Raw genomic sequence first — 25,645 nt, 5'->3', positions numbered from 1 at the left:
ATGGCGCTGCGACGCATCGCACTGCGCGACTTCGTGATCGTGCGATCACTCGAACTCGACCTGTCCGGCGGCTTCACGGTATTGACCGGTGAAACCGGCGCGGGCAAATCCATCTTGATCGACGCGCTGCAACTGGCGCTGGGCAACCGCGCCGACGCTGGCGCGGTGCGCGAAGGCGCCGAGCGGCTCGACGTGAGCGCCGAATTCGACGCCGACCCAGCCCTGGACACCTGGCTCGACGAAGGCGGCTTCGAAGCCGGCGACGCGCTGCTGCTGCGCCGTACCGTCGATCTGCAGGGCCGCAGCCGCGGCTGGATCAACGGCAGCCCGGCCACGGCCACGCAGCTGCGCGAGCTCGGCGACCGCCTGCTCGACATCCACGGACAGCACGCCTGGCAAAGCCTGACGCGGCCCGAGGCGGTGCGCGGCCTGCTCGACGCCTATGCAGGCGTGGGCACCGACGCGCTCGCTGCCGCGTGGCAAAGCTGGCGGCAGGCGCTCTCCGCACTCGAACACGCGCGCTCGGCACAAGACTCGCTGCAGCGCGAACGCGAGCGGCTGCAATGGCAGATTTCCGAAGTCGCCAAGCTCGCACCGGGCGTCGACGAGTGGGAAGAGCTGTCGACCAACCACTCGCGCATCTCCAATGCGCAAGCGCTGATCGATGCCGCCCAGGGCGCTAGCCAGGCTCTGGAAGACGACGACAACGGTGCCCTCCCCGCGCTTACGCGCGCGCTCACGCTGCTGCAGAACTGCGAGCACATCGAGCCTGAGTTCCGCGCGCTGGGAGAAGTGCTCGCCTCATGCGTAGCCCAGGCCTCCGACGCGGCCCACACGCTGCACGGCTACCTGCGCGATGCCGACACCGACCCGCAAACCCTGGCCGAGCTGGACGAGCGCATGGGCCTGTGGATGTCGCTCGCGCGCCGCTACAAGCGCCCGCCCACCGAACTGCCAGCGTTGCTCGCCGGCTGGCAGGCCGAGCTGCAGGCGCTCGATGCGCAAAGCGATCTCGAAGGCCTTGAGCGAGCAGAACAGAACGCGCAGCAGGCCTACATGAAAGAAGCCAAGGCGCTCGGCAAGGTCCGCAAGCAGGCCGCGCCCCGCCTCGCCCAGGCCGTCACCGATGCGATGCAGGGCCTTGGCATGCAGGGCGGACGCTTCGATGTCGAACTGCAGCCGCTAGCGCAGCCCAGCCGCGCCGGCCTCGAAGACGTGGCCTTTCTCGTGGCCGGCCACACCGGCAGCACGCCGCGCGCTATCGGCAAGGTGGCTTCGGGCGGCGAACTGTCGCGCATTGCGCTGGCCATCGCCGTCACCACCAGCCAGCTCGGCGCGGCGCAGACGCTGATCTTCGACGAGGTCGATGCCGGTGTCGGCGGCGCGGTCGCCGAGACCGTCGGCCGCCTGATGAAGCAGCTCGGCCGCGACCGCCAGGTGCTCGCCGTGACCCACCTGCCCCAGGTGGCCGCCTGCGCCGACCATCACCTCGTTGTGGCCAAGCGCCAAACGGCGGCGGCCGGCAAGGACGGCCCGCGCACCGAGAGCGGCGTGTCGCGCCTCGACGACGACAACCGCGCCAAGGAAATCGCTCGCATGCTGGGCGGCGAGAAGGTCTCGCAGACTTCGCTCGCACACGCACGCGAAATGCTCGGCCACAAGACCTCGGTGACCGCGCCATGAACCTCGACCTCGTGCTCATCACGGGCATGTCGGGCTCCGGCAAGTCGGTGGCCCTGCATGCGCTGGAAGACGCGGGCTATTACTGCGTCGACAACCTGCCGCCTGAACTGCTGACGTCGTTCATCGCGTTGCAGCACGAGCAGCAGACACCGCGCGTGGCCATTGCCATGGACGTGCGCAGCGGCGTCTCGCTGCCGATCGTTCCACAGCAGCTCGAAGCACTGCGGCGCGACGGCGAGATCTCTCTTCGTTCGCTGTTCCTCGACGCGACCACCGACGCTCTGCTGCGCCGCTATTCGGAAACCCGCCGCCGCCATCCGCTCTCGCGCCAGGAAGGTCGCACCGACGTGCCCGAGCAGCACCGCGTGCTGATGCAGGCCATCGAGCTCGAACGCGAATTGCTGGCCGACCTGCGCGACGGCGCCGACGTGATCGACACCAGCCTGATCCGGCCGGCGCAGCTGCAGAGCTACATCAAGTCGCTGATCTCCGCGCCGCAGAGCGCGTTGACGCTGGTATTCGAATCGTTCGCCTTCAAGCGCGGCGTGCCGCTCGATGCGGACTACGTGTTCGACGTGCGCATGCTGCCCAACCCGCACTACGTGCCCGCGCTGCGCCCGCTCACGGGCCGCGACGAGCCGGTGATCGAGTGGCTGCGCGAGCACGACGACGTGGCGCGCATGTACGACGACATCGAGCAGTTCCTGGGGCACTGGCTCGATGCGCTGGCGCGCGACCATCGCAGCTATGTGACGGTGGCCATCGGGTGCACGGGCGGGCAACACCGTTCGGTGTTCCTGGTCGAGCAGCTGGCGCGCTCGTTCGGTGCGCGCTGGGGTGCGCTCAAGCGACACCGCGAGCTCGACGCGAGCTGACTGATCGGCCGACTAAGAATCGGCTGACTAAGCCTCGCTGCCTTCCAGCAGCTTGCGCATCGGCGCCGGCAGGCCCAGCCGGCCCCACTCCTCGGCCTCGACCCAGCGCGCGCCATCGCCTTGCGGCTGGCCGCCCTGAAGCTGCACCGGGTGCAGATGCAGGTCCTTATGGGTCAGCACATGCACGAAGGCCGGCAGGTCCTGCACGCCGCGTCGCGCGGCCGTCGGCAGTGCGGCAAGAAGATCTTCGCGGCTGTCGAACACGGGCAGGCAATAAAGGCCGGCCCAGATGCCCTTCGACGGTCGCTTCTCCAGCCACACACGGCCTTGTGCATCGCGCGCCAGCAGCACCCAGAGCGACTGGGCGCTGCGCTTGAGCTTGCGGGTCTTGACGGGATAGCGCTCCGGCGCGCCTTCCCGCAGGGCCGCGCAGGTCTTGTGGACCGGGCAGATCATGCAGCTCGGCTTGCGCGGCAGGCACACCGTGGCGCCCATGTCCATCACGCCTTGCGTGTAGTGCGCAATGGCTTCTTTCTGCTCTGCCGGCGGCAGCAATTGCGTCGCCAGATCCCACAGCGCACGCTCCTGCGCCGCCGAAGACATGTCGCCCGCAAAGCCGAGTACGCGCGTCAGCACGCGCTTCACGTTGCCGTCGAGGATCGCCACGCGCTCGCCGAAGCAGAAGGCCGCAATGGCCGCGGAGGTCGATCGGCCGATGCCGGGCAAGGTGACGAGTTCGGCGGCGGTGCGCGGAAACTCGTCACCGAAGCGCGCAACGACCTCTTGCGCGCAGCGATGCATGTTGCGCGCGCGGCTGTAGTAGCCCAGGCCGCTCCAGAGCCCGAACACCTCGTCCTCGGTGCCGGCGGCCAGCGCCTTCACATCGGGAAAGCGTTCGAGAAAGCGCGCGAAGTAGCCGAGCACAGTCGACACCTGCGTCTGCTGGAGCATCACCTCCGACAGCCACACGCGGTACGGGTCGCGGGTGTTCTGCCACGGCAGCTGGCTGCGCCCGTGGCTGCGCTGCCAGCTCACGATCTGCGCAGCGAAATCCGGGGGCAATTGCAGGGTCGCAGCAGCCGCCGTGGAGGCGGAAGCTTCAGGCCGCACGCAGTTCGCCGACAGTGGCCACGGCCTGTGGCTTTCCGTGCTGCGCGATCAGCGAAGTGAATTCGCGCAGCTGCACATGCAGCTCGGCAAGATTGCTTTCCTGCGCGGCCAGCTCGATCAACCGTTCGTCGAGGTTGCCCGCCGCGCTCTGGATGCGCTCGATCGCCTCGATGCGCTTGCTGAAGTTGCGGCGGCGCTCCTTGAGCTGCGCATCGATCTGCGCACTCGCGCCCTTGCTCCAGCGCTCGACCTCGGTCATGGCCGCCTCGTTGACGAGCCGCAGCCGGCTGGCCAGCGCGCGAACCAGCTTGTCGCAGAAATCGGCCTGCGCGAGCTTCAGCAGGTTGCCCACACCCAGGTAGTGGATGTGGCTGCGCTCGATCTGCCCAAGCTCCTGCTCGAAGCCCGTCAGGTCGGGCTCGGCCGGCGCCTGCAGGGTGAAACCCTGCTCGGCGTTCAGCTGGCGGAAGGTGGCATGCAGCATCGACTGGATCTCGGCCGTGGTCGCCTGCACCTCGCGCAGGTTGTTGCGCAGCGAGTCGAAAGTCTCGCCATACACCTTGCGTACATTGAACTTGACGCCCGGGCGCTTGAGCGCGGCCGACAGCCGCACCATGTCGGCCTTCAGCGCGGTGCGGCCGAGCACGGCATACACCTCGCGCAGCAGCTTGCCCTGCACCGAGCGCAGCGCCAGGATGCGCGTGTTGCTCCCTTCGAACTCGGCATGTTCCTGGTCGATGCGCGCACGCATGTGGCGGATCACCGAGACGTTCTTGCCGCGCAGCCCCTGCAGTTCAAGCGCCTGCTCGGCCAAGTCGCGCTGGCGCACTTTCAGGATGCGTTCGGCCTCGGCGCGCAGTGCGGTCATGCCCGCATCGACCGCAAGCCGCAGCATGGTTTCGCGCTTGCCGAGCACGCCTTCGGCCAGCAACGATTCGAGCGCCGGCAGGCGGCTGGCCTGCAGCAACTGGCCGTCGTGCTGGATCTTGGCCTGCAGCCCCTTTTGCGCGGACACCGGCAACACCTGCGCCAGCGGCACTTCGAGCAGGCGAGCCGCGCCTTCGCGCTGGCGTTCGATCTGCTGTTCGATGTGCGCGGGCGTGCTCAGCGTGTCCCACATCGTGTCGATCTTGTTGAGCACCACGAAGCGCGTGTCGTTGCCTTCGTCCTCGGTGATCAGGTGCTCGCGCCAGATCGAGAGGTCAGAGCGCGTCACGCCGGTTTCGGCGCCCAGGATGAAGACCACGGCATGCGCCTGCGGAATCAGGCTCACCGTGAGTTCGGGCTCGGCGCCAATCGCGTTCAGGCCAGGAGTGTCGAGAATCACCAGCCCCTGCTCCAGCAGCGGGTGCGGCATGTTCAGCACCGCATGGCGCCAGCGCGGGATTTCGACGCGGCCTTCCGCATCCTGCACCGGGTTGTCGTCGGGGGTGTCGTCGTTCCAGAAGCCCAGCGTGCGCGCTTCATCCTTGGCGACCCAGCGCACCTCGGCCACCTTGCTCATGGCCTGCGCCAGATGCTCGGCGTTGCCGACGTCAATGGCGATCTCGGTCCAGCGCGTGGGCTTTTCGCGCCAATGGGCGAGCGAATGCGGCTCCAGCCGGGTTTCGATGGGCAGCAGGCGCAGCTTGGGCGCGAGCGCGGCGTCGTAGCCCAGCTCGGTCGGGCACATCGTGGTGCGGCCAGCGCTCGCGGGCATGATGCGCCGCCCGTAGCCGGCGAAGAAGATCGCGTTGATGAGCTCCGACTTGCCGCGCGAGAACTCGGCCACGAAAGCGACCATGACCTTGCTGGTGCGGATCTGCGTTTCGAGCCCGCGCAGGCGCTCCGCCACTGCCTGGTCGAGCAGCTCGTTCTCGGTCAGCCAGCGGGACAGCCACTGCAGCCGGTGGGCGAAATTGCTCCGCCACGCACCGTGCTGATCGAGTTGTTGGTTGAAGGAGCGGCTCAAGGGGAATATGTAAGAAACAATTTACAAATATAGCATCGGGAGGCGAACAACCAACGTCTCCATATTGTTTCTCCTGCGATCCACGTCTGAATCCGACATCTGGATCCGGCGCCTACTTCTGGCAATTGGGGCAATAGTAGGTGGAGCGCTGCCCTTGGCGCAGCTGCCGGATCGGCGTTGCACAAACCCGACAGGGTTCGCCAGCACGGCCATAAACGGTCGCTTCGAGCTGGAAATAGCCATTCTGTCCGTCCACATTGGAGAAATCTCGTAGCGTGCTGCCGCCCTTCTCCACCGCCCGGGCCAGGATTTCGCGCACGGCTGCGTGAAGCTTGGCCGCCCGCGGACGGCTGATGCGCGCCGCCGACAGCGTCGGCCGGATGCCCGCCTGGAACAGCGCCTCCGACGCGTAGATGTTGCCCACACCCACCACCACGTCACCCGCCAGCAGCACCTGCTTGACGGCACTCTTGCGCTTCTTCAGGCCGGCATGGAAGGCGTCGAGGTCAAAGGCATCGCCCAGCGGCTCCATGCCCAGGCCGCCAAGCAGCTTGATGGCCCATGGGGCTGCCTCGTCCTCCACGTAGACCACGGCGCCGAAGCGGCGCGGGTCGTTGAGCCGCAGCGTGCCCCGATTGGTGACCAAATCGAAATGGTCGTGCGGCCCGGGCGGCGGCAGTGCCGCGTCGAAACGCAGGCTGCCCGACATGCCCAGGTGCAGCAACAGGATGCCGCGGTCGAGATCGATCAGCAGGTACTTGCCGCGCCGCCGAACCTCGCGCACCTGCCGCCCGACCAGCGCCTCGGGCAGCACCATCAGCGCCCATCTCAGTGGCTTGCCGATGCGCACCGCGTCGACACGCGCGCCCGCGATGCGGTCGGCAAAGCCGCGGCGGGTGACTTCGACTTCGGGTAGCTCAGGCATGAAAAGTAAATCTCCGGCAAATGCGGCGTTGACTAAGCCCCACGCAATATTCGTTCAAACGCCTGGATTATTATGGTCGGATGAATCTTTCGCCCCGCCGACACCGCCTTGCGGCGGCCGCGTCTCTCGCCTTGCTGGCTTGTGCCGTTCACGCGCAATCTTCCGCTCCTGCAACCCCCAACGGCCCTGCGCTGACCATCGAACAATCGGCACAGCCGAAGCCCTCGACAAGGCCCAAGCCCATCACGGCCAAGGCCGCCAGCGAGCCCGCGCCGCAGCCCTCCGCGCTGACGGCCGACCTGTTCTACGAAATCCTGATGGGCGAAATGACCGCCCGCTCCGGCGACCCCGGCTCCGGCTACGCGCTGGTGCTCGATGCCGCTCGTCGGCTGCGCGACGGCAAGCTGTTCCAGCGTGCGGTCGAGATCGCCCTGCAATCGCGTTCCGGCGATGCGGCCCTTGCCGCGGCACGGGCCTGGCAAGAGGCCCTGCCGACTTCGCGCGACGCACGCCGCATCGAGCTGCAGATCCTGATCGCGCTGAACCGCATCAGCGAAACCGTCGAGCCGCTGCGTGCCGAAGTGGCGGCCACGTCGCAGATCGAACGCCCGCTGCTGATGGCCGTGATCGCACGCAACTACTCGCGCGCCGCCGACAAGAAGCTGGCCGCCTCGGTGGTCGAGCAGGCCCTGGCCGACGAACTGAAGAGCCCGACCAGTGGCGGAATGGCCTGGGCCACCGTCGGCCGGTTGCGCCTGAACGCAGGCGATGCTTCCGGCGCCCTGGAAGCCGCGCGCAAGGGCCAGGAAATCGACCCGAGTTCCGATGCGCCCGCTGCACTGGCACTCGAAATGATCGACCCCGGCCAGCCGCTCGCCGAGCCGATCGTCACTCGCTACCTGAACAACAACCCGAAGGCCACGCCCGACCTGCGCATTGCCTACGCCCGCGCGCTCGTCGAGGACCGGCGCTTCACCGATGCCACCACGCAACTCCAGGCAGTGACCACGTCGCGGCCCGAGCTGGCTGAGCCATGGCTGTTGCTCGGCAGCCTCCAGATGCAGGCCAAACAGGACGCCGCGGCCGAGACTTCGATCAAGCGATTCATCGAACTGTCGGGCAGCCGCAGCGCCAACAAGGACGCCGATGGCGATGCCAATGACGCCGCCGACCGCAAGCGCGGTGTGTCGCAGGCGTACTTCGCGCTGTCGCAACTGGCGGAACGGCGCAAGGACTTCACGGCGGCCGAGCGATGGCTCGCGCGTGTCGACGGCCCCGACGAACTGGTGGCCGCCCAGACCCGCCGCGCAGCCTTGCTGGCCCGCCAGGGCAAGCTGCCCCAGGCGCGCGAAATCATCCGCGGCCTGCCCGAGCGCACACCCGACGACAAGAAGCAGAAATTCCTCGCCGAAGTGCAGCTGCTGCGCGATGCGAAGCAGTACCAGGCGGCCTACGACATGCTCGCCCAGGCCTCGGCGGCGGCGCCGGACGACGGCGACCTCGTCTATGACCAGGCCATGGTCGCCGAGAAGCTCAACCGCCTCGACGACATGGAGCGCCTGCTGCGCCGGCTCATCCAGCTCAAGCCCGAGAGCCAGAATGCATACAACGCGCTGGGCTATTCGTTCGCCGATCGCAAGATCCGGCTCGACGAGGCACGCACGCTGATCCAGAAGGCTGTGCAGCTGGCGCCGGAAGATCCGTTCATTGCCGACAGCCTGGGCTGGGTCGAGTTCCGGCTCGGCAACACGGCCGAGGCGATCCGCATCCTCGAAGCGGCCTACAAGACGCGGCCCGATCCCGAGATCGGCGCGCATTTCGGCGAAGTCCTGTGGAGCACCGGCCAGAAAGACCGTGCGGTCACGATCTGGAAGGAAGCCCTGCTGAGCGACGCCGAGAACGAGACGCTGCAGGAAACGCTGAAACGCCTGCGAGTGAAGCCGTAGCATGGCTCACGCTGGGGCATTCGCGCCAACGCAGGCCGGCCACGGCCGCCGCGCTCTTCTGGCTGCGGGCGGAGCGGCCTTTCTCCTGATGACGGGTTGCGCACAGCTGTCTGGCGGCTCTTCCACGCCGAAGACCTCGGACAGCTGGAGCGGCCGGATGTCGCTGCGCATCGAGAGCGAACCGGTGCAGACCTTCGCTGCGCTGTTCGAGCTGCGCGGCTCCGCCGACGCGGGCGACCTCACACTCACGACACCCATCGGCAGCACGCTGGCGCAACTGCACTGGGCGCCAGGCGAGGCCCTGCTGAAAGACGGCAGCAAGACACGCCGCTTCGACTCCGTCGACGAACTGATCGAGGCCGCCACTGGCGCTGCAATTCCGGTCGGCGCGCTGTTCGGCTGGCTCGCGGGCCGCAACGACCCCGTTCCTGGCTGGAAGCCCGATCTTGCGCAGCTCGGCAACGGACGGCTTCAGGCCGTGCGCGAATCGCCGAGCCCCCGGGCCGATCTGCGCATCGTGTTCGAACGGTCATGAAGGCGATCTACGACCTCTCCGCGCCGGCCAAGCTCAACCTCTTCCTCCACATCACCGGTCGGCGCGACGACGGCTACCACCTGCTGCAGTCGGTCTTCATGCTGATCGACTGGTGCGACACGCTGCATGTCGAACTGCGGCGCGATGGCCAACTGAGCCGCGAGGACCTGACAACCGAGCTGCCCACGGACGACCTGATCCTGCGCGCGGCGCGCGCCCTGCAGGCATTTGCGGCGCCCGGCCAGGGCGCGCACATCGGCGTGGCCAAGCATGTGCCGGCACAGGCGGGCATGGGCGGTGGCTCTTCGGATGCCGCCACCTGCCTGCTCGCGCTGAACCGCCTGTGGGGGCTGAACCTGCCCCTGTTGCGGCTGGCTCACATCGGCCTGAAGCTGGGCGCCGACGTACCCTTCTTCCTCGGTGGCCGCAACGCGTGGGTCGAGGGCATCGGCGAGGAAATCACACCGGTTACACTGCCGTCGGCGCGTTTCGCGGTGGTCAAACCACCCGAGGGACTCGATACCCGATTAATTTTTTCGGCTTCAGATCTTCAACGCGCCACACCTGCTGCTATAATCTCGGGCTTTGCTGCAGATAGCGAATCGCTCGAAGTAACGAACCTGGGAAACCCGGTTTTCGACTTCGGCCACAACGACCTGCAGCCGGTTGCCCAGCGACTTTGCCCCGCCGTCACCGACGCCATCGAATGGCTCGGCGCCCAGGGGTTGAAGGCCCGGATGACCGGCTCCGGAAGTTCGGTGTTCGCGAAGATGCTGCAAGCGCCGCAGGAAGCGGAACTGCTCGAAGCCCCCGAAGGCTGGCAGGTTCGTCAATGCAGCAACCTGGAAGTCCATCCGCTCTTGGGATGGGCAACCTGAAGATAATCGGACCGTTCATTCGGTTCGATGCGACATATATCGGTTGGTGGTGAAAACCATCGACCCGTGTAGGGGAGTCGCCAAGCTGGTTAAGGCACTGGATTTTGATTCCAGCATGCAAAGGTTCGAATCCTTTCTCCCCTGCCAAATCTTCAACGACTGCGGCCCAACGGCCGCAGTCTTCTTTTGCAGCCCACCCGCTGCAATAATCGGCGGCTCACCGGCCGCCACGCATCACAAACCTTTTGGCGGCTTCCTAAGCCAATTTGCACTGCCGGGACGCGCTCATGCAGGCTAATCACCCTGATTTCATGGTTTTCACCGGCAACGCCAATCCGGGCCTTGCTGCAGAAATCGCGCACAACCTCGGCACCTCGCTGGGCGCCGCTCGCGTCGGTCGCTTCTCCGATGGTGAAGTCACCGTCGAGATCAACCAGAACGTCCGGGCGCGCGATGTGTTCGTGGTGCAGTCGACCTGCGCACCGACCAACGAAAACCTGATGGAACTGCTGATCATGGTCGACGCGCTCAAGCGCGCTTCGGCCGAACGCATCAGCGCCGTGATTCCCTATTTCGGCTATGCCCGCCAGGACCGCCGCCCGCGTTCGAGCCGCGTGCCGATCTCGGCCAAGGTCGTGGCCAACCTGCTGGAAACCGTCGGTGTCGAGCGCGTGCTCACGATGGACCTGCACGCCGACCAGATCCAGGGCTTCTTCGACATCCCCGTCGACAACATCTACGCCTCGCCGGTGCTGCTGGGCGACCTGCGTGCGAAGAACTACGAAGACCTGATCGTGGTCTCACCCGACGTCGGCGGCGTGGTTCGCGCCCGTGCGCTGGCCAAGCAGCTGAACTGCGACCTCGCCATCATCGACAAGCGCCGTCCGAAGGCCAACGTCAGCGAAGTCATGAACGTCATCGGCGAGATCGACGGCCGCAACTGCGTGATCATGGACGACATGATCGACACGGCCGGCACGCTGGTCAAAGCAGCCGAAGTGCTGAAAGAGCGCGGCGCCAAGAGCGTCTACGCCTACTGCACGCACCCGATCTTCTCGGGTCCGGCCATCGAGCGCATCACGCAGGGCTCGGCCCTCGACGAAGTGGTCGTGACCAACACCATTCCCCTTTCCGACGGCGCCAATGCCTGCGGAAAGATCCGCCAGCTCTCCGTGGCACCGCTGATCGCCGAAACGATCCAGCGCATTGCCAAGGGCGAGTCGGTGATGAGTTTGTTCTCGGACCAGGACAACCTGTTCTGATCTGAGCAAAAAGCGGGCTCCGCTCCCTCTCGGGACTGGAGCCCTTGTTGAACCGGAGTCTCACTGGTCGCGGTGGACTCTCACAGGAGTTAATTATGAAATTCGTCGCTTTTGAGCGCGCAAAGCAGGGCACGGGTGCGAGCCGCCGTCTCCGCATCTCGGGCAAGACCCCCGGCATCGTCTACGGTGGCGACACCCAGCCGCAACTGATCGAAATCGATCACAACGCGCTGTGGCACGCCCTGAAGAAGGAAGCCTTCCATTCGAGCGTGCTCGAAATGGAACTGGCCGGCAACGTCAGCAAGGTTCTGCTGCGCGACGTGCAATACCACCCGTTCCGCCAGTTGGTGCAACACATCGACTTCCAGCGCGTCGATGCCAAGACCCGCATGACCCTGAAGGTGCCGCTGCACTTCAAGGGTGAAGAAGAATCCGAAGCCGTCAAGATCGACCTGAACCTGGTCAATCACGTGACGACCGAACTCGAACTGAACTGCCTGCCGACCGACCTGCCGGAGTTCATCGAAGTCGACCTGTCGGGCCTGAAGAAGAACGGCACCGTCACGCTGAAGGACATCAAGCTGCCCAAGGGCGTGAAGTGGGTCAGCCACGGCAAGGTCAACCCGGTGCTGGCTTCGGCCGTGTCGCCGGCGGCTGAAGAAGTCGACGCTCCCGCTGAAGGCGCTGCCGATGCAGCCGCCGCAGCAGCGCCGGCCGGCAAGGGTGGCAAGGCTGCTCCTGCAGCCAAGACCCCCGCCGCCAAGACGCCTGCCAAGAAGTAATTCGCTTCTTCGCATTCGTTGCTGCAGAAGGCCCGCCCCGTGCGGGCCTTCTGCTTTCTGGCGACGGGATAATCCACGACCATGATCAAGCTGTTTGTCGGCCTCGGAAACCCGGGCCCTGAGTACGAAGCCACGCGGCACAACGCCGGCTTCTGGTGGATCGACGCCCTCGCGCGCGAATGGAAGCTCAACCTCGTGCCCGAGCGCAGCTACCACGGCCTTGCCGCACGCGCCAACATCGGCGGCCAGAGCATCTGGCTGCTGGAGCCGCAGACCTTCATGAACCTGTCGGGCAAGTCGGTGGCCGCCCTCGCCCGCTTCTTCAAGATCGCGCCCGAGGAAATCCTCGTGGCGCACGATGAGCTCGACGTGGTCCCGGGCCAGGTCAAGCTCAAGTTCGGCGGCAGCCATGCCGGCCACAACGGGCTGCGCGACATCCACGCGCAGCTAGGCACCGGCGACTACTGGCGGCTGCGCCTGGGCATCGGACACCCCGGCGTGAAGTCGGAGGTCGTCAACTGGGTGCTCAAGAAGCCGCTGAAGGAACAACGTGAAGCGATCGAGGACGCCATCACCCGCACCCTGCACGCGATCCCCGCGCTGGTGGCGGGCGAGATGGAGAAGGCGACCCTGGTCATTCACACGAGCAAACCGCCCCGGCCCAAACCGCCGCGGAGGGAGCCCGGCGACGGAGGCACGCCTGCCGCCACCTAGCCGGCCATCGGAGTGCAGGAGGGAGAGAAATAAAAAATGAGCGAGAAGAAAAAGAGAAGAAAGAGAACGACAGCGGGGAAGATCGGAATTGCTATATTTTCAATAGCAGCATGCGCTTGTTCCATGAGCGCGCCCGCCCAAAGTGCCGCGAAAACCTGGCGATGCGGCAACACCTATTCCGACCAGCCCTGCGAAGGCGGCAAGACGGTGAAGGTTGACGACCATCGCAGCGACCAGGACCGCCGGGCCGCCGACGCCGGCACACGCAGCGCGCAAACCCACGCCGACCGCCTGGAGCGCACCCGGCTGTCGCAGGAGAAAGCAGCCCATGACCGCGACCAGCGGGCCGCACGCGAAGCAAGAAGCGCCGCCCTGACGGAAAGACGGCTCGCCATGTCAGAGCAAAGGGAGCGGGAGCGCGCACGCAAGGCGGCCAGCGAGCCGCGCAAGTCCAGCATGAGCTTCAGCGGCGGCCAGAGCGCGAAGGCAGCAGCCGGCGACGCGCCTGAACGCAAGAAAAAGAAGCGAAAGTCGGCCGACTAAGCGCCAGTCGAAGCAGCCGTCACCTTGATCGCCGTGAGACGCTGGTACTTCTGCATCAGCGTCTCGCGGCTTTCCACGTGCTCGGGGTTCAGGGGAATGCAGGCCACCGGGCAGATCTGCACGCACTGCGGCTCATCGAAATGGCCGACGCACTCGGTGCACTTGTGCGGATCGATCTCGTAGAACTCCGCGCCCATGTAGATCGCATCGTTCGGGCACTCGGGCTCGCAGACATCGCAGTTGATGCATTCGTCGGTGATCATGAGGGCCATCCCCCGATTATCGCGGGCTCGGCCGGGCGAGCCGCCTGTGAATGACAAAGGCCACATTCAAGGCACACTTGTTGCAGGAGTCAGTTATGCTGCGCCCCGCCCCATGAGTCTGTTTCTATTCAAGCGCCTCGCCACGCTGATCGGCACGTTGATCGGCGCCTCGGTCATCGTTTTCCTCGTCCTCGAGATCCTGCCGGGCAACGCCGCGCAGATGCTCATGGGCCCCGATGCCTCACCCGAAGCCGTCGCGGCGCTGGCCACCAAGCTCGGCCTCGACCAGCCCGCATGGACACGCTACTGGCACTGGATCGGCGGCCTGCTCACCGGCAACCTCGGCGACAGCTACGCCTACAGCTCGCCGGTGCTCGACCTGATCCTCGAACGCCTCGCGCTCACCGTGCCGCTCGCCATGCTGGCGATGGCCCTCACCGTCGTGATTGCGCTGCTGGTGGGTGTCACGGCCGCGGCCCGCCACAACAAGCTCGGCGACGTCGGCCTGATGGGCATGGCCCAGGTCGGCATTGCCATTCCGAATTTCTGGTTCGCCATCCTGCTGATCCTCGTGTTCTCGGTGCAGCTGCAGTGGTTCTCTGCAGGCGGCTTCGAGGGCTGGAGCGAAGGCATCTTCGCGGGCATCAAGTCGCTGTTGTTGCCTGCTCTTTCTCTTGCCGTAGTGCAGGCCGCGATCCTCGCGCGCATCACCCGCTCGGCGGTGCTCGAAGTGATGCGCGAAGACTTCGTGCGCACCGCGCGCGCCAAGGGCGTCTCGCAGCGCGCCGTGCTGTGGACCCACGTGCTGCGCAACGCAATGATCCCGGTCATCACTGTGATGGGCATGCAGTTCTCCGAACTGCTGGCCGGCACCATCGTGGTAGAGAACGTGTTCTACCTGCCGGGCCTGGGCCGGCTGATCTTCCAGGCCATCAGCAACCGCGACCTGATCGTGGTGCGCAACTGCGTGATGCTGCTGGCGGCCATGGTGGTCATCGTGAATTTCGTGGTCGACGTGCTGTATGCCGTGATCGATCCGCGCATCAAGGCCAGCGACATATGAACGCGATCACAGCTCCGAGCGCTGCGGCGCTCAAGGTGCCGGGCTTCTGGCGCCGCGCATTGCATCACCGCAGCTTCGTGCTGGGCGGCGCGCTGACGCTGCTCCTGCTGCTCGCCGCCGCCGTTTCGCTGGTCTGGACGCCCTGGTCGCCCTACGACATGGACATGGCCAACAAGCTCAAGCCGCCGACAGGCGCGCACTGGTTGGGCACCGACACCTACGGGCGCGACGTCGCCTCGCTGCTGCTGGTCGGCGCGCGCGCGTCGATCCTCGTCGGCGTGATCGCCGTCGGCATCGGCCTCGTGGTGGGCACCGCGCTGGGCCTGCTGGCGGCTGCGAAGCGCGGCTGGGTCGAAGAAGCCATCATGCGGCTCACCGACTTCTCGCTCGCCTTCCCCGCGATCCTCTCGGCCATCATGATGACCGCCGTGTTCGGCGCGGGCATCGTCAACGCGATCATCGCGATCGGCATCTACAACGTCCCGACCTTCGCGCGCATCACGCGCGCCTCGGCCAACGCGATCTGGTCGCGTGAGTACGTGGCCGCAGCGCGCGCCTGCGGCAAGGGCCCGTTCGCGATCACGATGCAGCACGTGCTGCCCAACATCTCGGCCGTGCTGATCGTGCAGATCACGATCCGCTTCGCCATCGCCATCCTGGCCGAGGCCGCCCTCTCCTACCTGGGCCTTGGCACGCAGCCGCCGCAACCCTCGTGGGGCCGCATGCTCAGCGAAGCGCAGACGATGATGTTCCAGTCGCCGCTGCTCGCGGTGTTCCCCGGCATGGCCATCGCGCTCGCGGTGCTCGGCTTGAACCTGCTCGGCGACGGGTTGCGCGACCTGCTCGATCCACGACTGGCACGGGCAAGGTAAGCAAGATGCCCCTGCTCGAAGTCAAAGACCTGCACATCGAACTGCAGACGCAGCGCGGCCCCGCCGAAGCCGTGCGCGGCATCGGCTTCACGCTGGAGCGCGGCGAAACGCTGGGCATCGTCGGTGAATCGGGCTGCGGCAAGTCGATCACCGTGATGTCGCTGATGGGCCTCCTGCCCTCGACCGCGAAGGTCACAGGCAGCATCCGGTTCGACGACACCGAGCTCATCGGCCGCGACGAAAAAGCCATGTGCCAGATTCGCGGCAACCGCATCGGCATGATCTTCCAGGAGCCGATGACGGCACTGAACCCGGTGCACACCATCGCGCGCCAAGTCGGAGAACCGCTGCGGCTGCACCGCGGTCTCTCGAAGGCCGACGCGCGCAAGGAAGTGCTCGCGCTGCTCGACCGCGTGGGCATTCCCGACGCGGCTTCGCGCCTGGACGCCTATCCGCACCAGTTCTCCGGCGGCCAACGCCAGCGCATCGGCATCGCGATGGCGCTGGCCTGCGGCCCTGACCTGCTGATTGCCGACGAACCGACGACGGCGCTCGACGTCACCATCCAGAAACAGATCCTCGAATTGATCCAGAGCCTCGTGGCCGAGCGCGGCATGGCGCTGATCCTGATCTCGCACGACCTCGGCGTGATCGCGCAGACGGTCTCGAAGATGCTCGTGATGTACGGCGGCAGCGTGGTCGAGAGCGGCCCGACCGAGGCCGTGTTCGCGCGCCGCGCCCATCCCTACACGCAGGGCCTGTTCGCAGCGCGCCCCGCCATCGGCGCGCCGCGCGGCCTGCGGCTGGCCACCATCAAGGGCAGCGTGCCCGAGCTGGTCGACCTGCCGAAGGGCTGCCCATTCGCGGGCCGATGCAGCTACACCATCGATGCCTGCAAGACCACCCGGCCGCCAGCGACGATGCTGCCGCAGGACCATGCGGTGCGTTGCATCCGGCTCGAAGAGATCGCCACGGAAGAGGCCATCGCACCATGAGCACGGCCACCACTTCACCGCTGCTGCAGGTCACCGATCTCGTGCGCCACTACGCGCTGCCGCGCGAAAAGCTCTTCGGCCCGCCGCCCACCGTGAAGGCGCTCAACGGCGTGAGCTTCGAGGTGCAGGCCGGCAAGAGCGTGGGCATCGTCGGCGAATCGGGCTCGGGCAAGTCGACCATCGCGCGCCTCGTGATGGCGCTGGACACGCCCACCTCGGGTACCGTCTCGCTCGAAGGCCGGAATCTGCATGCGCTGCCGAAGGCCGAGCTGCGCACCGCGCGGCGCGACTTCCAGATGGTGTTCCAAGACCCGTACGGCTCGCTCGACCCACGCCAGACCGTCGCACGCATCGTCGCCGAGCCGCTCGAAGCGCTGGCCGAGACCAGCCGCGCGGTGCAACGCGAACGCGCCTCCGAAGCATTGGCAGCAGTCGGCCTGCGCACAACAGACATGGACAAATACCCGCACGAGTTCTCGGGCGGCCAGCGTCAGCGCATCGCCATTGCACGCGCGCTCATCACGCGCCCCAAGCTCATCGTCGCCGACGAACCGGTGAGTGCACTCGACGTGTCCGTGCAGGCCCAGGTACTCAACCTCATGCAGGACCTGCAGCAGCAGTTCGGCATCAGCTACCTACTCATCAGCCACGACCTCGCTGTAGTCAACCACCTGTGCGACGAGGTCTGCGTGGTGTGGAAAGGCAAGATCGTCGAGCAGGGTCCACCCGCCGAGCTCTTCCATCACGCGCAGCACGAATACACGCGCACGCTGCTCGATGCGGTGCCGCGCACGCCCACGGGCGGCACGCTGCTGCCGGCCTGACACCGAAGCGTCGCCCGCCGCCTCTAGGATGAGTGGGTCATAAGCATCTGGTTGCGCTGGCGCCCTGCTCTCGCGGATGATGCTTGCCCCCCTGTTCCGAGGACACCGCTTCATGCTCAAACGACGCACCCTGCTCGCCACCGGCGCTGCAGCCCTGACACCGCTGGCCCTGCCGACTCTCGCCCTGGCACAGAAAAAGAAGGATGCGCTGGTCATCGGCCTCACGCTGGAGCCCACGGGCCTCGACCCCACGGCCAAGGCCGGCGCCGAGATCGCCGAGGTGGTGCTCTACACCGTCTTCGAAACCCTCACCAAGATCAACTCCGACGGCAGCGTCACGTCGCTGCTGGCCGACAGCTGGGAGGTGTCGCCCGACCTGAAGACCGTCACCTTCAAGCTCAAGCGCGGCGTGAAGTTCCAGAACGGCGAGCCGTTCAATGCGCAGAGCGTCAAGTTCTCGTTCGACCGAGCGGCCGCGGCCAACAGCACCAACAAGGACAAGCGCACCTTCACCAACATCGCGACGCAGGTGGTCGACGAACACACGGTGGTGCTCATCACGAAGGAGATCGAGCCTGATCTGCTGTTCCTGCTGGGCCAGGCCTCGGCAATCCAGGTCGAGCCCAAGACCGTAGAGACCAATGCCACCAAGCCGGTCGGCACCGGCCCTTACCGGCTCGACGGCTGGTCCAAGGGCTCGAGCATCGTGCTCGCCAAGTGGGACGGCTGGCGCAACGCCGACGCGGTGCAGATCCGCAAGACCAGCTTCCGCTTCATCTCCGAGCCGGCCGCGCAGACCACCGCACTGCTCTCGGGCGACATCGACCTGTTTCCGCACGCCTCGGTGTCGCGCAGCCTGCCGCAGTTCCAGAACGACAAGCGCTTCCAGATCGTCTTCAACGCCTCGCGCGGCAAGACCATCCTCGCCATCAACAACAAGCGCAAGCCGCTGGACGACGTACGCGTGCGCCGCGCGATTTCCGCGGCCATCGACCGCAAGGCGGTGATCGAAGCCGCAGTCGACGGCCGGGGCATTCCCATCGGCAGCCACTACGTGCCGGGCGCGCCGGGCTACGTCGACACTACCGGCATCAACCCCTACAACGTCGAAAAGGCCAAGCAGCTGCTGGCCGAGGCCGGCGTGAAGACACCACTCGAACTCGAGCTGGTGCTGCCGCCCCCGCCCTATGCGCGCCAGGGCGGCGAGCTGATCGCCGCGCAGCTCGCCAAGGTGGGCATCGTCGCGAAGATCCAGAACGTCGAATGGGCGCAATGGATCAGCGGCACCTACGGCAACAAGAACTACGACCTCTCGCTGATCCTGCACGTCGAGCCCTTCGACCTCGTGAACTACACCAAGCCCGAGTACTACTGGGGCTACCAATCGGCCAAGTTCAACGAGGTCTTCGACAAGGCGCGCAACGCCGCGCGCGCCGCCGACCGCCTGCGCTACCTGGGCGACGCGCAGCGGCTGCTGGCGGAAGACGCGGCCAATGTCTTCCTGTTCCAGCCGCAGTTCATTACCGTGGCGGCGCGCAACCTGCGCGGGCTGTGGAAGGACGCGCCGATCTTCGTGAACGACATCGCGGCCCTGTCCTGGGGCTGATCTGGGCGCCCCCTCATTGCGGGACTCTACGGGAACGTCCCGAGGAAAAACCGCCCCACGGGCCGCGCGCCGGCTCGCCCGCTGCGAGAGAATGACCGGCTGCGCACGTGGCATCTTTCGTGCTGCGTGTCGTGTCTTTCGCGGCGTCGCGCCTCCCTTCGGGGCATGGCGCACGCCGGAGCAGTCGTCATTCGAACCTGGCTTGTTGTCTATCCGGAGATCACACGTATGTTGAACCGCCGCACCCTTCTCACCACCGCTGGCGCCACCGTTGCGCTGGCCACCCCGCTCGCCGGCATGGCGCAGGGCCGGAAGGACGCCATCGTGATCGGCATGGCGCTCGAACCGCCGGGGCTCGATCCGACCACCGGCGCCGCCGCCGCCATCGCCGAGGTGGTGCACTACAACATCCTCGAGACGCTCACCAAGATCAACGCCGACGGCAGCGTCACGCCGCTACTGGCCGAGAGCTGGGAAATCTCGCCCGACCTGAAGACCTACACCTTCAAGCTGCGCCGCGGCGTGAAGTACCAGAACGGCGAGCCCTTCAACGCGGCCACCGTGAAGTTCTCGTTCGACCGCGCCGGCGGCGAGAAGAGCACCAACAAGGACAAGCGCACCTTCGCCAACCTCGCAACGCAGGTGGTGGACGACTACACCGTCGTCATCATCAACAAGGAGATCGACCCCGACCTGCCCTTCGTGCTGGGCCAGGCCACCGCCGTGATCGTCGAGCCCAAGAGCGCAGATGGCAATGCCACCAAGCCGGTCGGAACCGGCCCCTACAAGCTCGACAGCTGGGCCAAGGGCTCGTCGATCACGCTGAGCAAGTGGGAAGGTTTCCGCAGCCCCGCCACCGCGAAGATCAACAAGGTCACGTTCCGCTTCATCTCCGACACCGCCGCGCAGGCCGCCGCCATGCTGTCGGGCGACGTCGACGTGTTTGCGCGCATCGGAACGCGCGTGGTGCCGCAGTTCAAGGCGAACCCGCAGTTCCAGGTGATCCTGGCGGGCTCGCGCGCCAAGACGATTCTCTCGATCAACAACAAGAAGAAGCCGCTCGACGACGTGCGCGTGCGCCGCGCCATTCTTGCCGCCATCGACCGCAAGGCCGTGATCGAAGGCGCGGCCGACGGCTTCGGCGTGCCCATCGGCAGCCACTACGTGCCGGGCGCTGCGGGCTATGTCGACACCACGGGCATCAACCCCTTCGACATCGAGAAGGCCAAGAAGCTGCTGGCCGAAGCCGGCGTGAAGACGCCGCTCGAACTCACCATGACGCTGCCGCCGCCACCGTATGCGCGGCAAGGCGGCGAGGTGATCGTGGCCGAGCTCGCCAAGATCGGCATCACGGTGAAGGTGCAGAACGTGGAGTGGGCCCAATGGCTCAGCGGCACCTACGGCAACAAGGACTACGACCTGTCGATCGTCTCGCACGTGGAGCCCTTCGACCTCGGCAACTACGCCAAGTCGGACTACTACTGGGGCTACCAGTCGAAGGCCTTCAACACGCTGTTCGACAAGATCAAGTCCACGGCCAACGCCACCGAGCGCAACAAGCTGTTGGGCGACGCGCAAAAGCTGCTGGCCACCGACGCGGCCAACGGCTTCCTGTACCAGCCGCAGTTCCCGACCGTCGCAAAGAAGAACGTCAAGGGCATCTGGAAGGACAACCCGATCTTCGTGAACGACCTGTCGGCGCTGTCGTGGGGTTGAACGACCTGTCCGCACAGGAGCTTGCCGCGGCCTACCGCGACCGCAAGCTCTCGCCGGTGGAGGTCACGCAGGCCGTGATCGCGCAGATAGAGCGCTGGGAGCCGCACCTGCAGGCCACCTGGCTCTTCAGGCCCGAGGCCGCGCTCGAACAGGCGCGCGCTTCGGAAGCGCGTTGGCAGCGCGGCGATGCGCTCGGTCCGCTCGACGGCGTGCCGGCCACCATCAAGGAAAACATCGCGACGCGCGGCGACCCGATGCCGGCCGGCACCGCCGCCGTCGACCTGAAGCCCGCGACTGCCGATGCGCCGCCAGCCGCACGCTTGAAAGAAGCGGGCGCGGTGATCGTGAGCAAGACGACGATGCCGGACTACGGCATGTTGTCTTCGGGCCTGTCGAGCTTTCACACGCTGGCGCGCAATCCATGGGACCTGCGCCTGACGCCGGGCGGCTCCAGCGCGGGTGCGGGTGCTGCGGCTGCTGCCGGCTACGGCCCACTGCACCTGGGCACGGACATCGGCGGCTCGCTGCGCTTGCCCGCGAGCTGGTGCGGCATCTTCACGCTCAAGCCGAGCCTGGGGCGTATTCCCATCGATCCACCGTACATGGGCCGCGCTGCAGGACCGATGACACGCACCGTGGGCGACACTGCGTTGGCGATGCAGGCGCTGTCGAAGCCCGATGCGCGCGACAGCATGAACCTGCCGCCGCAGGACATCGATTGGGCCGGCTTCGACGTGTCCCCCGACCATCTGCGCGGCCTGCGCATCGGGCTGCTGCTCGACGCGGGCTGCGGACTGGCGGTGGAGCCTGAAATCCAGGCAGCGGTCGAACAAGCGGCGCGTCTTCTGGAGAAGGCCGGCGCCATCATCGAACCGATGCAGCCTTTCATGTCACAGGCGCTGCTCGACGGCATGGACCATCTGTGGCGCATGCGCTCGCTGGTGGACATGAAGGGCCTGCGTGCCGACCAGCGCTCGAAGGTGCTGCCCTACATCCGCGAATGGGCCGAGAGCGCGGCGGAGTTCAGCGGCGAGCACGTGTTTCGCAGCTTCAGCCAGTTCCATGCGACGCGCGTGGCGGCGGTGAGCGCCTGCGCGCGGTTCGACTACGTCATCTCGCCCGTTTCCCCCAACATGCCCGCAGCCGCGGAGGCGCCTTCGCCCACGAACGATCCCTTGCGGCCGCTGGAGCACATCGGATTCACGGTGCCGTTCAACATGTCGGAGCAGCCGGCGGCTTCGGTGAATTGCGGGTACTCGGCGGGTGGATTGCCGATCGGTCTTCAGATTGCCGGGCAGCGCTTCGACGATCTCGGGGTGCTTCGCGTTTCGCGTGCATTCGAGCAGATCCGGGAGCCTCAGCGGCCCTGGCCCGTTGCGCCTTAACGTTAGGCGTGCGTTGTTCGGGGCGCGATCACGCCGACGGGGTACCTTGCTCCGCGAATGTCCCCCGGCCTGCGGCCTCCTCCTTTATTTCGCTGCGCAAGGCACCCCATCGACGTGATCGATGGACGCAGCGCTCGTGCGGCCGGCAATACGACTGCGCCCATGTGCGGATGGCACCGGGTGCTCCCCGCAGCGAAATAAAGGAGGAGGCCGAAGGCCGGGGGACATTCGCGGAGGGGAGTACCCGGTGTCATTCGCACGCCCCCCAGAACAGCAAGCTCAAGTCGCCGCATACCTCCCAGGCTTGTGGTTGATCCAGAGAAAAAGCCCCATCACCACAGCAGCCAGCACCGACCACCCCACACGCTGCGGCGGAATCACGAACAGGGCAAGCAGAACCACCGTGCAGTCGATCCCGATCTGCACCTTGCCCGCAGGCCACCCGCGCTTTTCCTGTAGATACAGCGTCAACACCGTCGCACCGCCCAAGCTGGCGCGGTGGCGGGCGAGGAACAGACAGCCAGTGCCCAGCAGCAGACCACCAAGCACAGCCGCAAAAGCCGGGTGCAGGGAATCGATCGACAGGTAACGCGGCGCCCAATCGGTCATCAGCGAGAGCAACGCAATCGCCGAGAAAGTCTTGATCGTGAACGCCCGCCCCATGTGGCGCCATGCGAACCAGTAGAACGGCAGGTTGACTAGGAAGAACAGCTTTCCGAAGCTCACACCAGTGGCGTAGTGCAGGAGAAACGCGACGCCGGCCGTGCCACCCGTGAGCAGACCCGCCTGGCCGAACAGCATCATGGCGATGGCGACGAACAAAGTGCCCGAAAAGATCGCCTGCGCGTCATCGAAACGGGAATGGCGCAGCCATTCCGGTGGGGTAGTGGGAGGTGGCGCATCCATGGCAGACGTGACGCAAATCCCGCGCCACCCCGGCCGGACTCACACCAGATGGGTGGCCAGCAGTTCCCGGGCCCGGGTCACGAACGCTGTTTCTCCCCGGCGACCGGGTAAGAACTCGAAGGCGACACGTGGCAGCGCCGGCAACCCGTGGGGTGTGGCCAGCCGCGCCACGCCGTCGCTGATGGCCGATTCGTTGAGGCAGGCCACGCCCAACCCTGCGGCCAGCGCCGACTGCAACCCCGCCACGCCCGAAGCCACATGCGCCAGCGCGTAGGGCACTCGCCGGCGCCGCAACAGCGCCACGGTGAACTGGTGCAGCGAGCAGGTGTCCGGCAGCGCCAGCAGCCGCACCGGCTCGCCGCGCACGAGCCGCATGCCCGCCGCGCCCAGCCACACCAGCGATTCGCGCCGGATCACCGACGCCCGGGGCTGCGCGGCGGAAACACCGGCGATATTCATCGCCACTCCCACGTCGAAGTCGCCTCGCGCATACGCGGCGCGCAACTCGTCGCTCTTCAGGATGCTGACGTGCAGCCGCACTTGCGGATAGCTCTCGCCAAGCCGCCCCAGCAGCCGCGTCAGGTCGCCGGGCCGGAAGTAGTCGGTGACGGCGAGGCGCAGCTCGCCCTGCAGCGTCTCGCCATGCAGATCGCGAAACGCCTCGTCGCTCAGCGCCAGGATGCGCCGCGCATAGCCCAGCAGCCGCACGCCCGCCTCGGTGGGTGAGACGCCCGCCTTGCTGCGCGTGAGCAGCGACTGCCCGGCCCGCTCTTCCAGCTTGCGGATCTGCTCGCTAACCGAAGACTGCGAAAGAAAGACGCGCGGCGCGGCGGCCGTGAGGCTGCCTGCGTCGACAACCGCTGCCAGCGTGCGCAGCTGCTCCAGATCAAAGCCTTGCATGACTTATCCATCCGTTAACCCGATGGAATCCATCATATCTTCCCGCTTTTCCGATTGATAGGGAGTTCCCACAATCACCCCATCGACCACTCATTCACTCAGGAGTCCACCATGCCCCACATCGTCGTCCATCTCTCCGGCCAACCCGATGCCGCCCTCACCCGCAAGACCGTCGACACGGTCGCCGAACTCACCCAGAGCGTGCTCGGCAAGCAATTGCCAGTGATCGCCATCACCGTGCAGTACATCGCCACCGACGCCTGGTTCATCGGCGGCCAGACGCTGGCCTCGCTCGGCAAGTCGGCGTTCCATCTCGACATCAGCATCACCGACGAGACCAACACCAAGGCCGAGAAGGCGCGCTACCTGCGCGAGGTGCACGCGGCCATGGCGAAGATCCGGCCGGACCTGCACGAGGTGTCGTACATCCACGTGATCGACGCGCGCGGCGCAGCCTATGGCTACGGCGGCAAGACGCAGGAGTACCGGCATCAGCAAGCCGGCGTCTGAGTCGTTGAAGCATCGCCGGGGGCATGGCACCATGCCGCCATGCCCCCCGGAAAACAACTCGCCGACAGCCTCGGCAACCCGCTCACCCTCGACGACCCCGCCAGCCTGCCGCTGGTCGACGACTTTGTCATGGGCTTCATCTCGACCGAGGCCCGTGCGGTCAACCTGATCGCGGTGGTCGGCACCGATGCGAGCCCCATCGTGCAGGCCTACTGCGCCACGCTGCACCTGTTCGCCGAATCGCGCGAAGCCGTGGCCAACGCCCGGCCCTTTCTCGACAAGGCCCGCGCCGATGCCGCGCGCGCCACGCCGCGCGAGCAGCGCTACATCGCGGCCATCGAAGCCTGGGCCGATGGCGACATCGCCCGCGCCATCGCGCTGCACGCGGAACAGGCGCGCGAGCATCCGCGCGACCTGGTGTCGGTCAAGCTCGGCCAGTACCACTGCTTCAACACCGGCGACTGCCCGGGCATGCTGCGGCTGGCGCTCGCGGTGCTGCCGCAGGCTGCCGACGTGCCCTATGTGCACGGCATGGCAGCCTTCGGGTACGAGCAGTGCCACCTGATGCGCGAGGCCGAGGCCAGCGCCCGCCACGCCATATCGATGTGCCGCAAGGAGCCGTGGGCGCATCACGCGCTGGCGCATGTGATGCTCACCGAAGGCCGGCTCGCCGAGGGATTGGCGTTCATGCAGGGCGTGAGCGACACGTGGACCGGGCTCAACTCCTTCATGGTCACGCACAACTGGTGGCACGTGGCGCTGTTCCTGATCGACCTGGGCCGCGATGCCGAAGCGCTCGCCGTGTACGACGAGCATGCCTGGGGCGTGGTGAAGGACTACTCGCAGGACCAGATCGGCGCGGTCTCGCTGCTCGCGCGGCTGGAGCTCGCGGGCATCGACGTGGGCACGCGCTGGGACGACGTGGCGGGCTACCTGCTGCAGCGCCAGGCCGACCATGTGCTGCCTTTTCTCGACCTGCAATACCTCTACGGCCTGGCGCGCGCCGGCCGGCCCGAGGCCGATGTGCTGCTGCGCAACATCGTGGCCTTCGCGCCGAACGCACCGCCATCGACCCGCGCCGCGTGGCAGCGTGTATGCGTGCCGGCTGCGCACGGGTTGGTGGCGCATGCGCGCGGCGATCTCGCGGCAGCCGTCGAAGGCCTGGGCGTGGCGCTGCCGCGCATGATCGAAATCGGCGGCAGCCACGCGCAGCGCGACCTGTTCGAGCAGCTGTACCTCGACGCACTGGTGCGCACCGGCACCGAGGCATCGCTGACCGGTGCGCAGGGCATCCTGCAGCAGCAGCTCAACGGCCAGCCGGAATCGCTGCGCCTGCGCCGGCAGACGGCCGCCGTCTACGAACGGCTGGGGCTGGGCCAGCTCCTGCGGGACTGAGGCGGC

At 66.6% G+C, this 25,645-nt stretch carries 24 protein-coding genes and 1 tRNA gene; 19 read left to right on the top strand and 6 right to left on the bottom strand.

The window, feature by feature from the left end:
* Together recN and rapZ are read left to right on the top strand one after the other, a co-directional pair.
* Positions 1-1,683 (top strand): DNA repair protein RecN, encoded by a 1,683-nt coding sequence (recN, locus tag ACSFBF_RS10085; protein ID WP_435466486.1) that lies wholly within the window; start codon positions 1-3, stop codon positions 1,681-1,683.
* A complete protein-coding gene (gene rapZ, locus ACSFBF_RS10080; RefSeq protein WP_435466484.1) occupies positions 1,680-2,558 on the top strand; it encodes an RNase adapter RapZ in 879 nt (292 codons plus the stop codon). Before recN ends, rapZ begins: the two co-directional genes overlap by 4 nt.
* Positions 2,559-2,585: 27 nt before the next feature.
* Here rapZ and mutY read toward each other — a convergent pair whose 3' ends face one another.
* From mutY to mutM, 3 genes are all read right to left on the bottom strand, one after another.
* Positions 2,586-3,620 (bottom strand): A/G-specific adenine glycosylase, encoded by a 1,035-nt coding sequence (mutY, locus tag ACSFBF_RS10075; RefSeq protein ID WP_435466482.1) that lies wholly within the window; start codon positions 3,618-3,620, stop codon positions 2,586-2,588.
* Positions 3,621-3,657: 37 nt separating this feature from the next.
* Positions 3,658-5,619: a dynamin family protein gene (locus ACSFBF_RS10070; RefSeq protein ID WP_435466480.1), complete on the bottom strand. Its 1,962-nt coding sequence runs from the start codon at positions 5,617-5,619 to the stop codon at positions 3,658-3,660.
* A gap of 112 nt (positions 5,620-5,731) precedes the next feature.
* Positions 5,732-6,544, bottom strand: a complete 813-nt coding sequence (gene mutM, locus ACSFBF_RS10065; RefSeq protein WP_435466478.1) for a bifunctional DNA-formamidopyrimidine glycosylase/DNA-(apurinic or apyrimidinic site) lyase — start codon at positions 6,542-6,544, stop codon at positions 5,732-5,734.
* A gap of 80 nt (positions 6,545-6,624) precedes the next feature.
* Between mutM and ACSFBF_RS10060 the strand changes: the two genes are divergently transcribed.
* The 8 genes from ACSFBF_RS10060 to ACSFBF_RS10025 all read left to right on the top strand — a co-directional run bounded on the left by ACSFBF_RS10060 (position 6,625) and on the right by ACSFBF_RS10025 (position 13,204).
* The gene (locus ACSFBF_RS10060) at positions 6,625-8,490 is read left to right on the top strand and encodes a tetratricopeptide repeat protein (RefSeq protein ID WP_435466476.1); all 1,866 of its coding nucleotides are present in this window, start codon (positions 6,625-6,627) and stop codon (positions 8,488-8,490) included.
* Between the two features lies 1 nt (position 8,491).
* Entirely contained in the window at positions 8,492-9,025 is a 534-nt protein-coding gene (locus tag ACSFBF_RS10055) for a lipoprotein insertase outer membrane protein LolB (RefSeq protein ID WP_435466474.1), read from the top strand.
* Positions 9,022-9,903 carry a 4-(cytidine 5'-diphospho)-2-C-methyl-D-erythritol kinase gene (gene ispE / locus ACSFBF_RS10050; RefSeq protein WP_435466472.1) on the top strand — a complete coding sequence of 294 codons (882 nt, stop codon included), beginning with the start codon at positions 9,022-9,024 and terminating at the stop codon, positions 9,901-9,903. The genes ACSFBF_RS10055 and ispE overlap by 4 nt, the downstream gene beginning before the upstream one ends.
* A 70-nt stretch (positions 9,904-9,973) precedes the next feature.
* A tRNA-Gln gene (locus ACSFBF_RS10045) sits at positions 9,974-10,050 on the top strand.
* Between the two features lie 140 nt (positions 10,051-10,190).
* Positions 10,191-11,165 (top strand): ribose-phosphate pyrophosphokinase, encoded by a 975-nt coding sequence (locus ACSFBF_RS10040; protein WP_081269883.1) that lies wholly within the window; start codon positions 10,191-10,193, stop codon positions 11,163-11,165.
* A gap of 95 nt (positions 11,166-11,260) precedes the next feature.
* Positions 11,261-11,947, top strand: coding sequence for a 50S ribosomal protein L25/general stress protein Ctc (locus ACSFBF_RS10035; protein WP_435466470.1), 687 nt, complete (start codon positions 11,261-11,263; stop codon positions 11,945-11,947).
* Between the two features lie 81 nt (positions 11,948-12,028).
* A complete protein-coding gene (gene pth / locus ACSFBF_RS10030) occupies positions 12,029-12,661 on the top strand; it encodes an aminoacyl-tRNA hydrolase (protein WP_093059713.1) in 633 nt (210 codons plus the stop codon).
* A 123-nt stretch (positions 12,662-12,784) separates the two neighbouring features.
* Positions 12,785-13,204 (top strand): hypothetical protein, encoded by a 420-nt coding sequence (locus ACSFBF_RS10025; protein ID WP_435466468.1) that lies wholly within the window; start codon positions 12,785-12,787, stop codon positions 13,202-13,204.
* Here the strand turns inward: ACSFBF_RS10025 and ACSFBF_RS10020 are convergent.
* Complete coding sequence (locus ACSFBF_RS10020) at positions 13,201-13,476, bottom strand: YfhL family 4Fe-4S dicluster ferredoxin (protein WP_093059717.1); 276 nt, start codon at positions 13,474-13,476, stop codon at positions 13,201-13,203. The two genes, ACSFBF_RS10025 and ACSFBF_RS10020, sit on opposite strands and share 4 nt — an antisense overlap.
* A gap of 103 nt (positions 13,477-13,579) precedes the next feature.
* On the opposite strand from ACSFBF_RS10020, the gene ACSFBF_RS10015 reads away from it, so the two are divergent.
* From ACSFBF_RS10015 to ACSFBF_RS09985, 7 genes are all read left to right on the top strand, one after another.
* Positions 13,580-14,530 carry an ABC transporter permease gene (locus tag ACSFBF_RS10015; RefSeq protein WP_435466465.1) on the top strand — a complete coding sequence of 317 codons (951 nt, stop codon included), beginning with the start codon at positions 13,580-13,582 and terminating at the stop codon, positions 14,528-14,530.
* A complete protein-coding gene (locus tag ACSFBF_RS10010) occupies positions 14,527-15,402 on the top strand; it encodes an ABC transporter permease (protein ID WP_435466463.1) in 876 nt (291 codons plus the stop codon). Before ACSFBF_RS10015 ends, ACSFBF_RS10010 begins: the two co-directional genes overlap by 4 nt.
* 5 nt (positions 15,403-15,407) lie before the next feature.
* Positions 15,408-16,397, top strand: coding sequence for an ABC transporter ATP-binding protein (locus ACSFBF_RS10005; protein ID WP_435466461.1), 990 nt, complete (start codon positions 15,408-15,410; stop codon positions 16,395-16,397).
* Positions 16,394-17,221: an ATP-binding cassette domain-containing protein gene (locus tag ACSFBF_RS10000; protein ID WP_435466459.1), complete on the top strand. Its 828-nt coding sequence runs from the start codon at positions 16,394-16,396 to the stop codon at positions 17,219-17,221. Before ACSFBF_RS10005 ends, ACSFBF_RS10000 begins: the two co-directional genes overlap by 4 nt.
* 112 nt (positions 17,222-17,333) lie before the next feature.
* Positions 17,334-18,827: an ABC transporter substrate-binding protein gene (locus ACSFBF_RS09995; RefSeq protein ID WP_435466457.1), complete on the top strand. Its 1,494-nt coding sequence runs from the start codon at positions 17,334-17,336 to the stop codon at positions 18,825-18,827.
* Positions 18,828-19,055: 228 nt separating this feature from the next.
* Positions 19,056-20,543 (top strand): ABC transporter substrate-binding protein, encoded by a 1,488-nt coding sequence (locus tag ACSFBF_RS09990; protein ID WP_435466455.1) that lies wholly within the window; start codon positions 19,056-19,058, stop codon positions 20,541-20,543.
* A complete protein-coding gene (locus tag ACSFBF_RS09985; RefSeq protein ID WP_435466453.1) occupies positions 20,534-21,928 on the top strand; it encodes an amidase in 1,395 nt (464 codons plus the stop codon). The genes ACSFBF_RS09990 and ACSFBF_RS09985 overlap by 10 nt, the downstream gene beginning before the upstream one ends.
* A 279-nt stretch (positions 21,929-22,207) precedes the next feature.
* Here the strand turns inward: ACSFBF_RS09985 and ACSFBF_RS09980 are convergent, their stop codons facing one another.
* Together ACSFBF_RS09980 and ACSFBF_RS09975 are read right to left on the bottom strand one after the other, a co-directional pair.
* Positions 22,208-22,834, bottom strand: a complete 627-nt coding sequence (locus ACSFBF_RS09980) for a YitT family protein (RefSeq protein ID WP_093059890.1) — start codon at positions 22,832-22,834, stop codon at positions 22,208-22,210.
* Between the two features lie 39 nt (positions 22,835-22,873).
* Complete coding sequence (locus tag ACSFBF_RS09975; protein ID WP_435466451.1) at positions 22,874-23,734, bottom strand: LysR family transcriptional regulator; 861 nt, start codon at positions 23,732-23,734, stop codon at positions 22,874-22,876.
* Between the two features lie 111 nt (positions 23,735-23,845).
* Here ACSFBF_RS09975 and ACSFBF_RS09970 point away from each other — a divergent pair, with 111 nt between their 5' ends.
* Positions 23,846-24,244 carry a tautomerase family protein gene (locus ACSFBF_RS09970; RefSeq protein WP_435466449.1) on the top strand — a complete coding sequence of 133 codons (399 nt, stop codon included), beginning with the start codon at positions 23,846-23,848 and terminating at the stop codon, positions 24,242-24,244.
* Positions 24,245-24,283: 39 nt separating this feature from the next.
* Complete coding sequence (locus ACSFBF_RS09965; RefSeq protein ID WP_435466447.1) at positions 24,284-25,639, top strand: tetratricopeptide repeat protein; 1,356 nt, start codon at positions 24,284-24,286, stop codon at positions 25,637-25,639.
* Positions 25,640-25,645 lie beyond the last annotated feature (6 nt).

This window comes from Variovorax nivicola, assembly GCF_051216475.1.
GTDB lineage: Bacteria > Pseudomonadota > Gammaproteobacteria > Burkholderiales > Burkholderiaceae_C > Variovorax.
The sequence above is the reverse complement of the archived record's forward strand: the minus strand, read 5'-3'. Positions and strand labels throughout refer to the sequence as shown.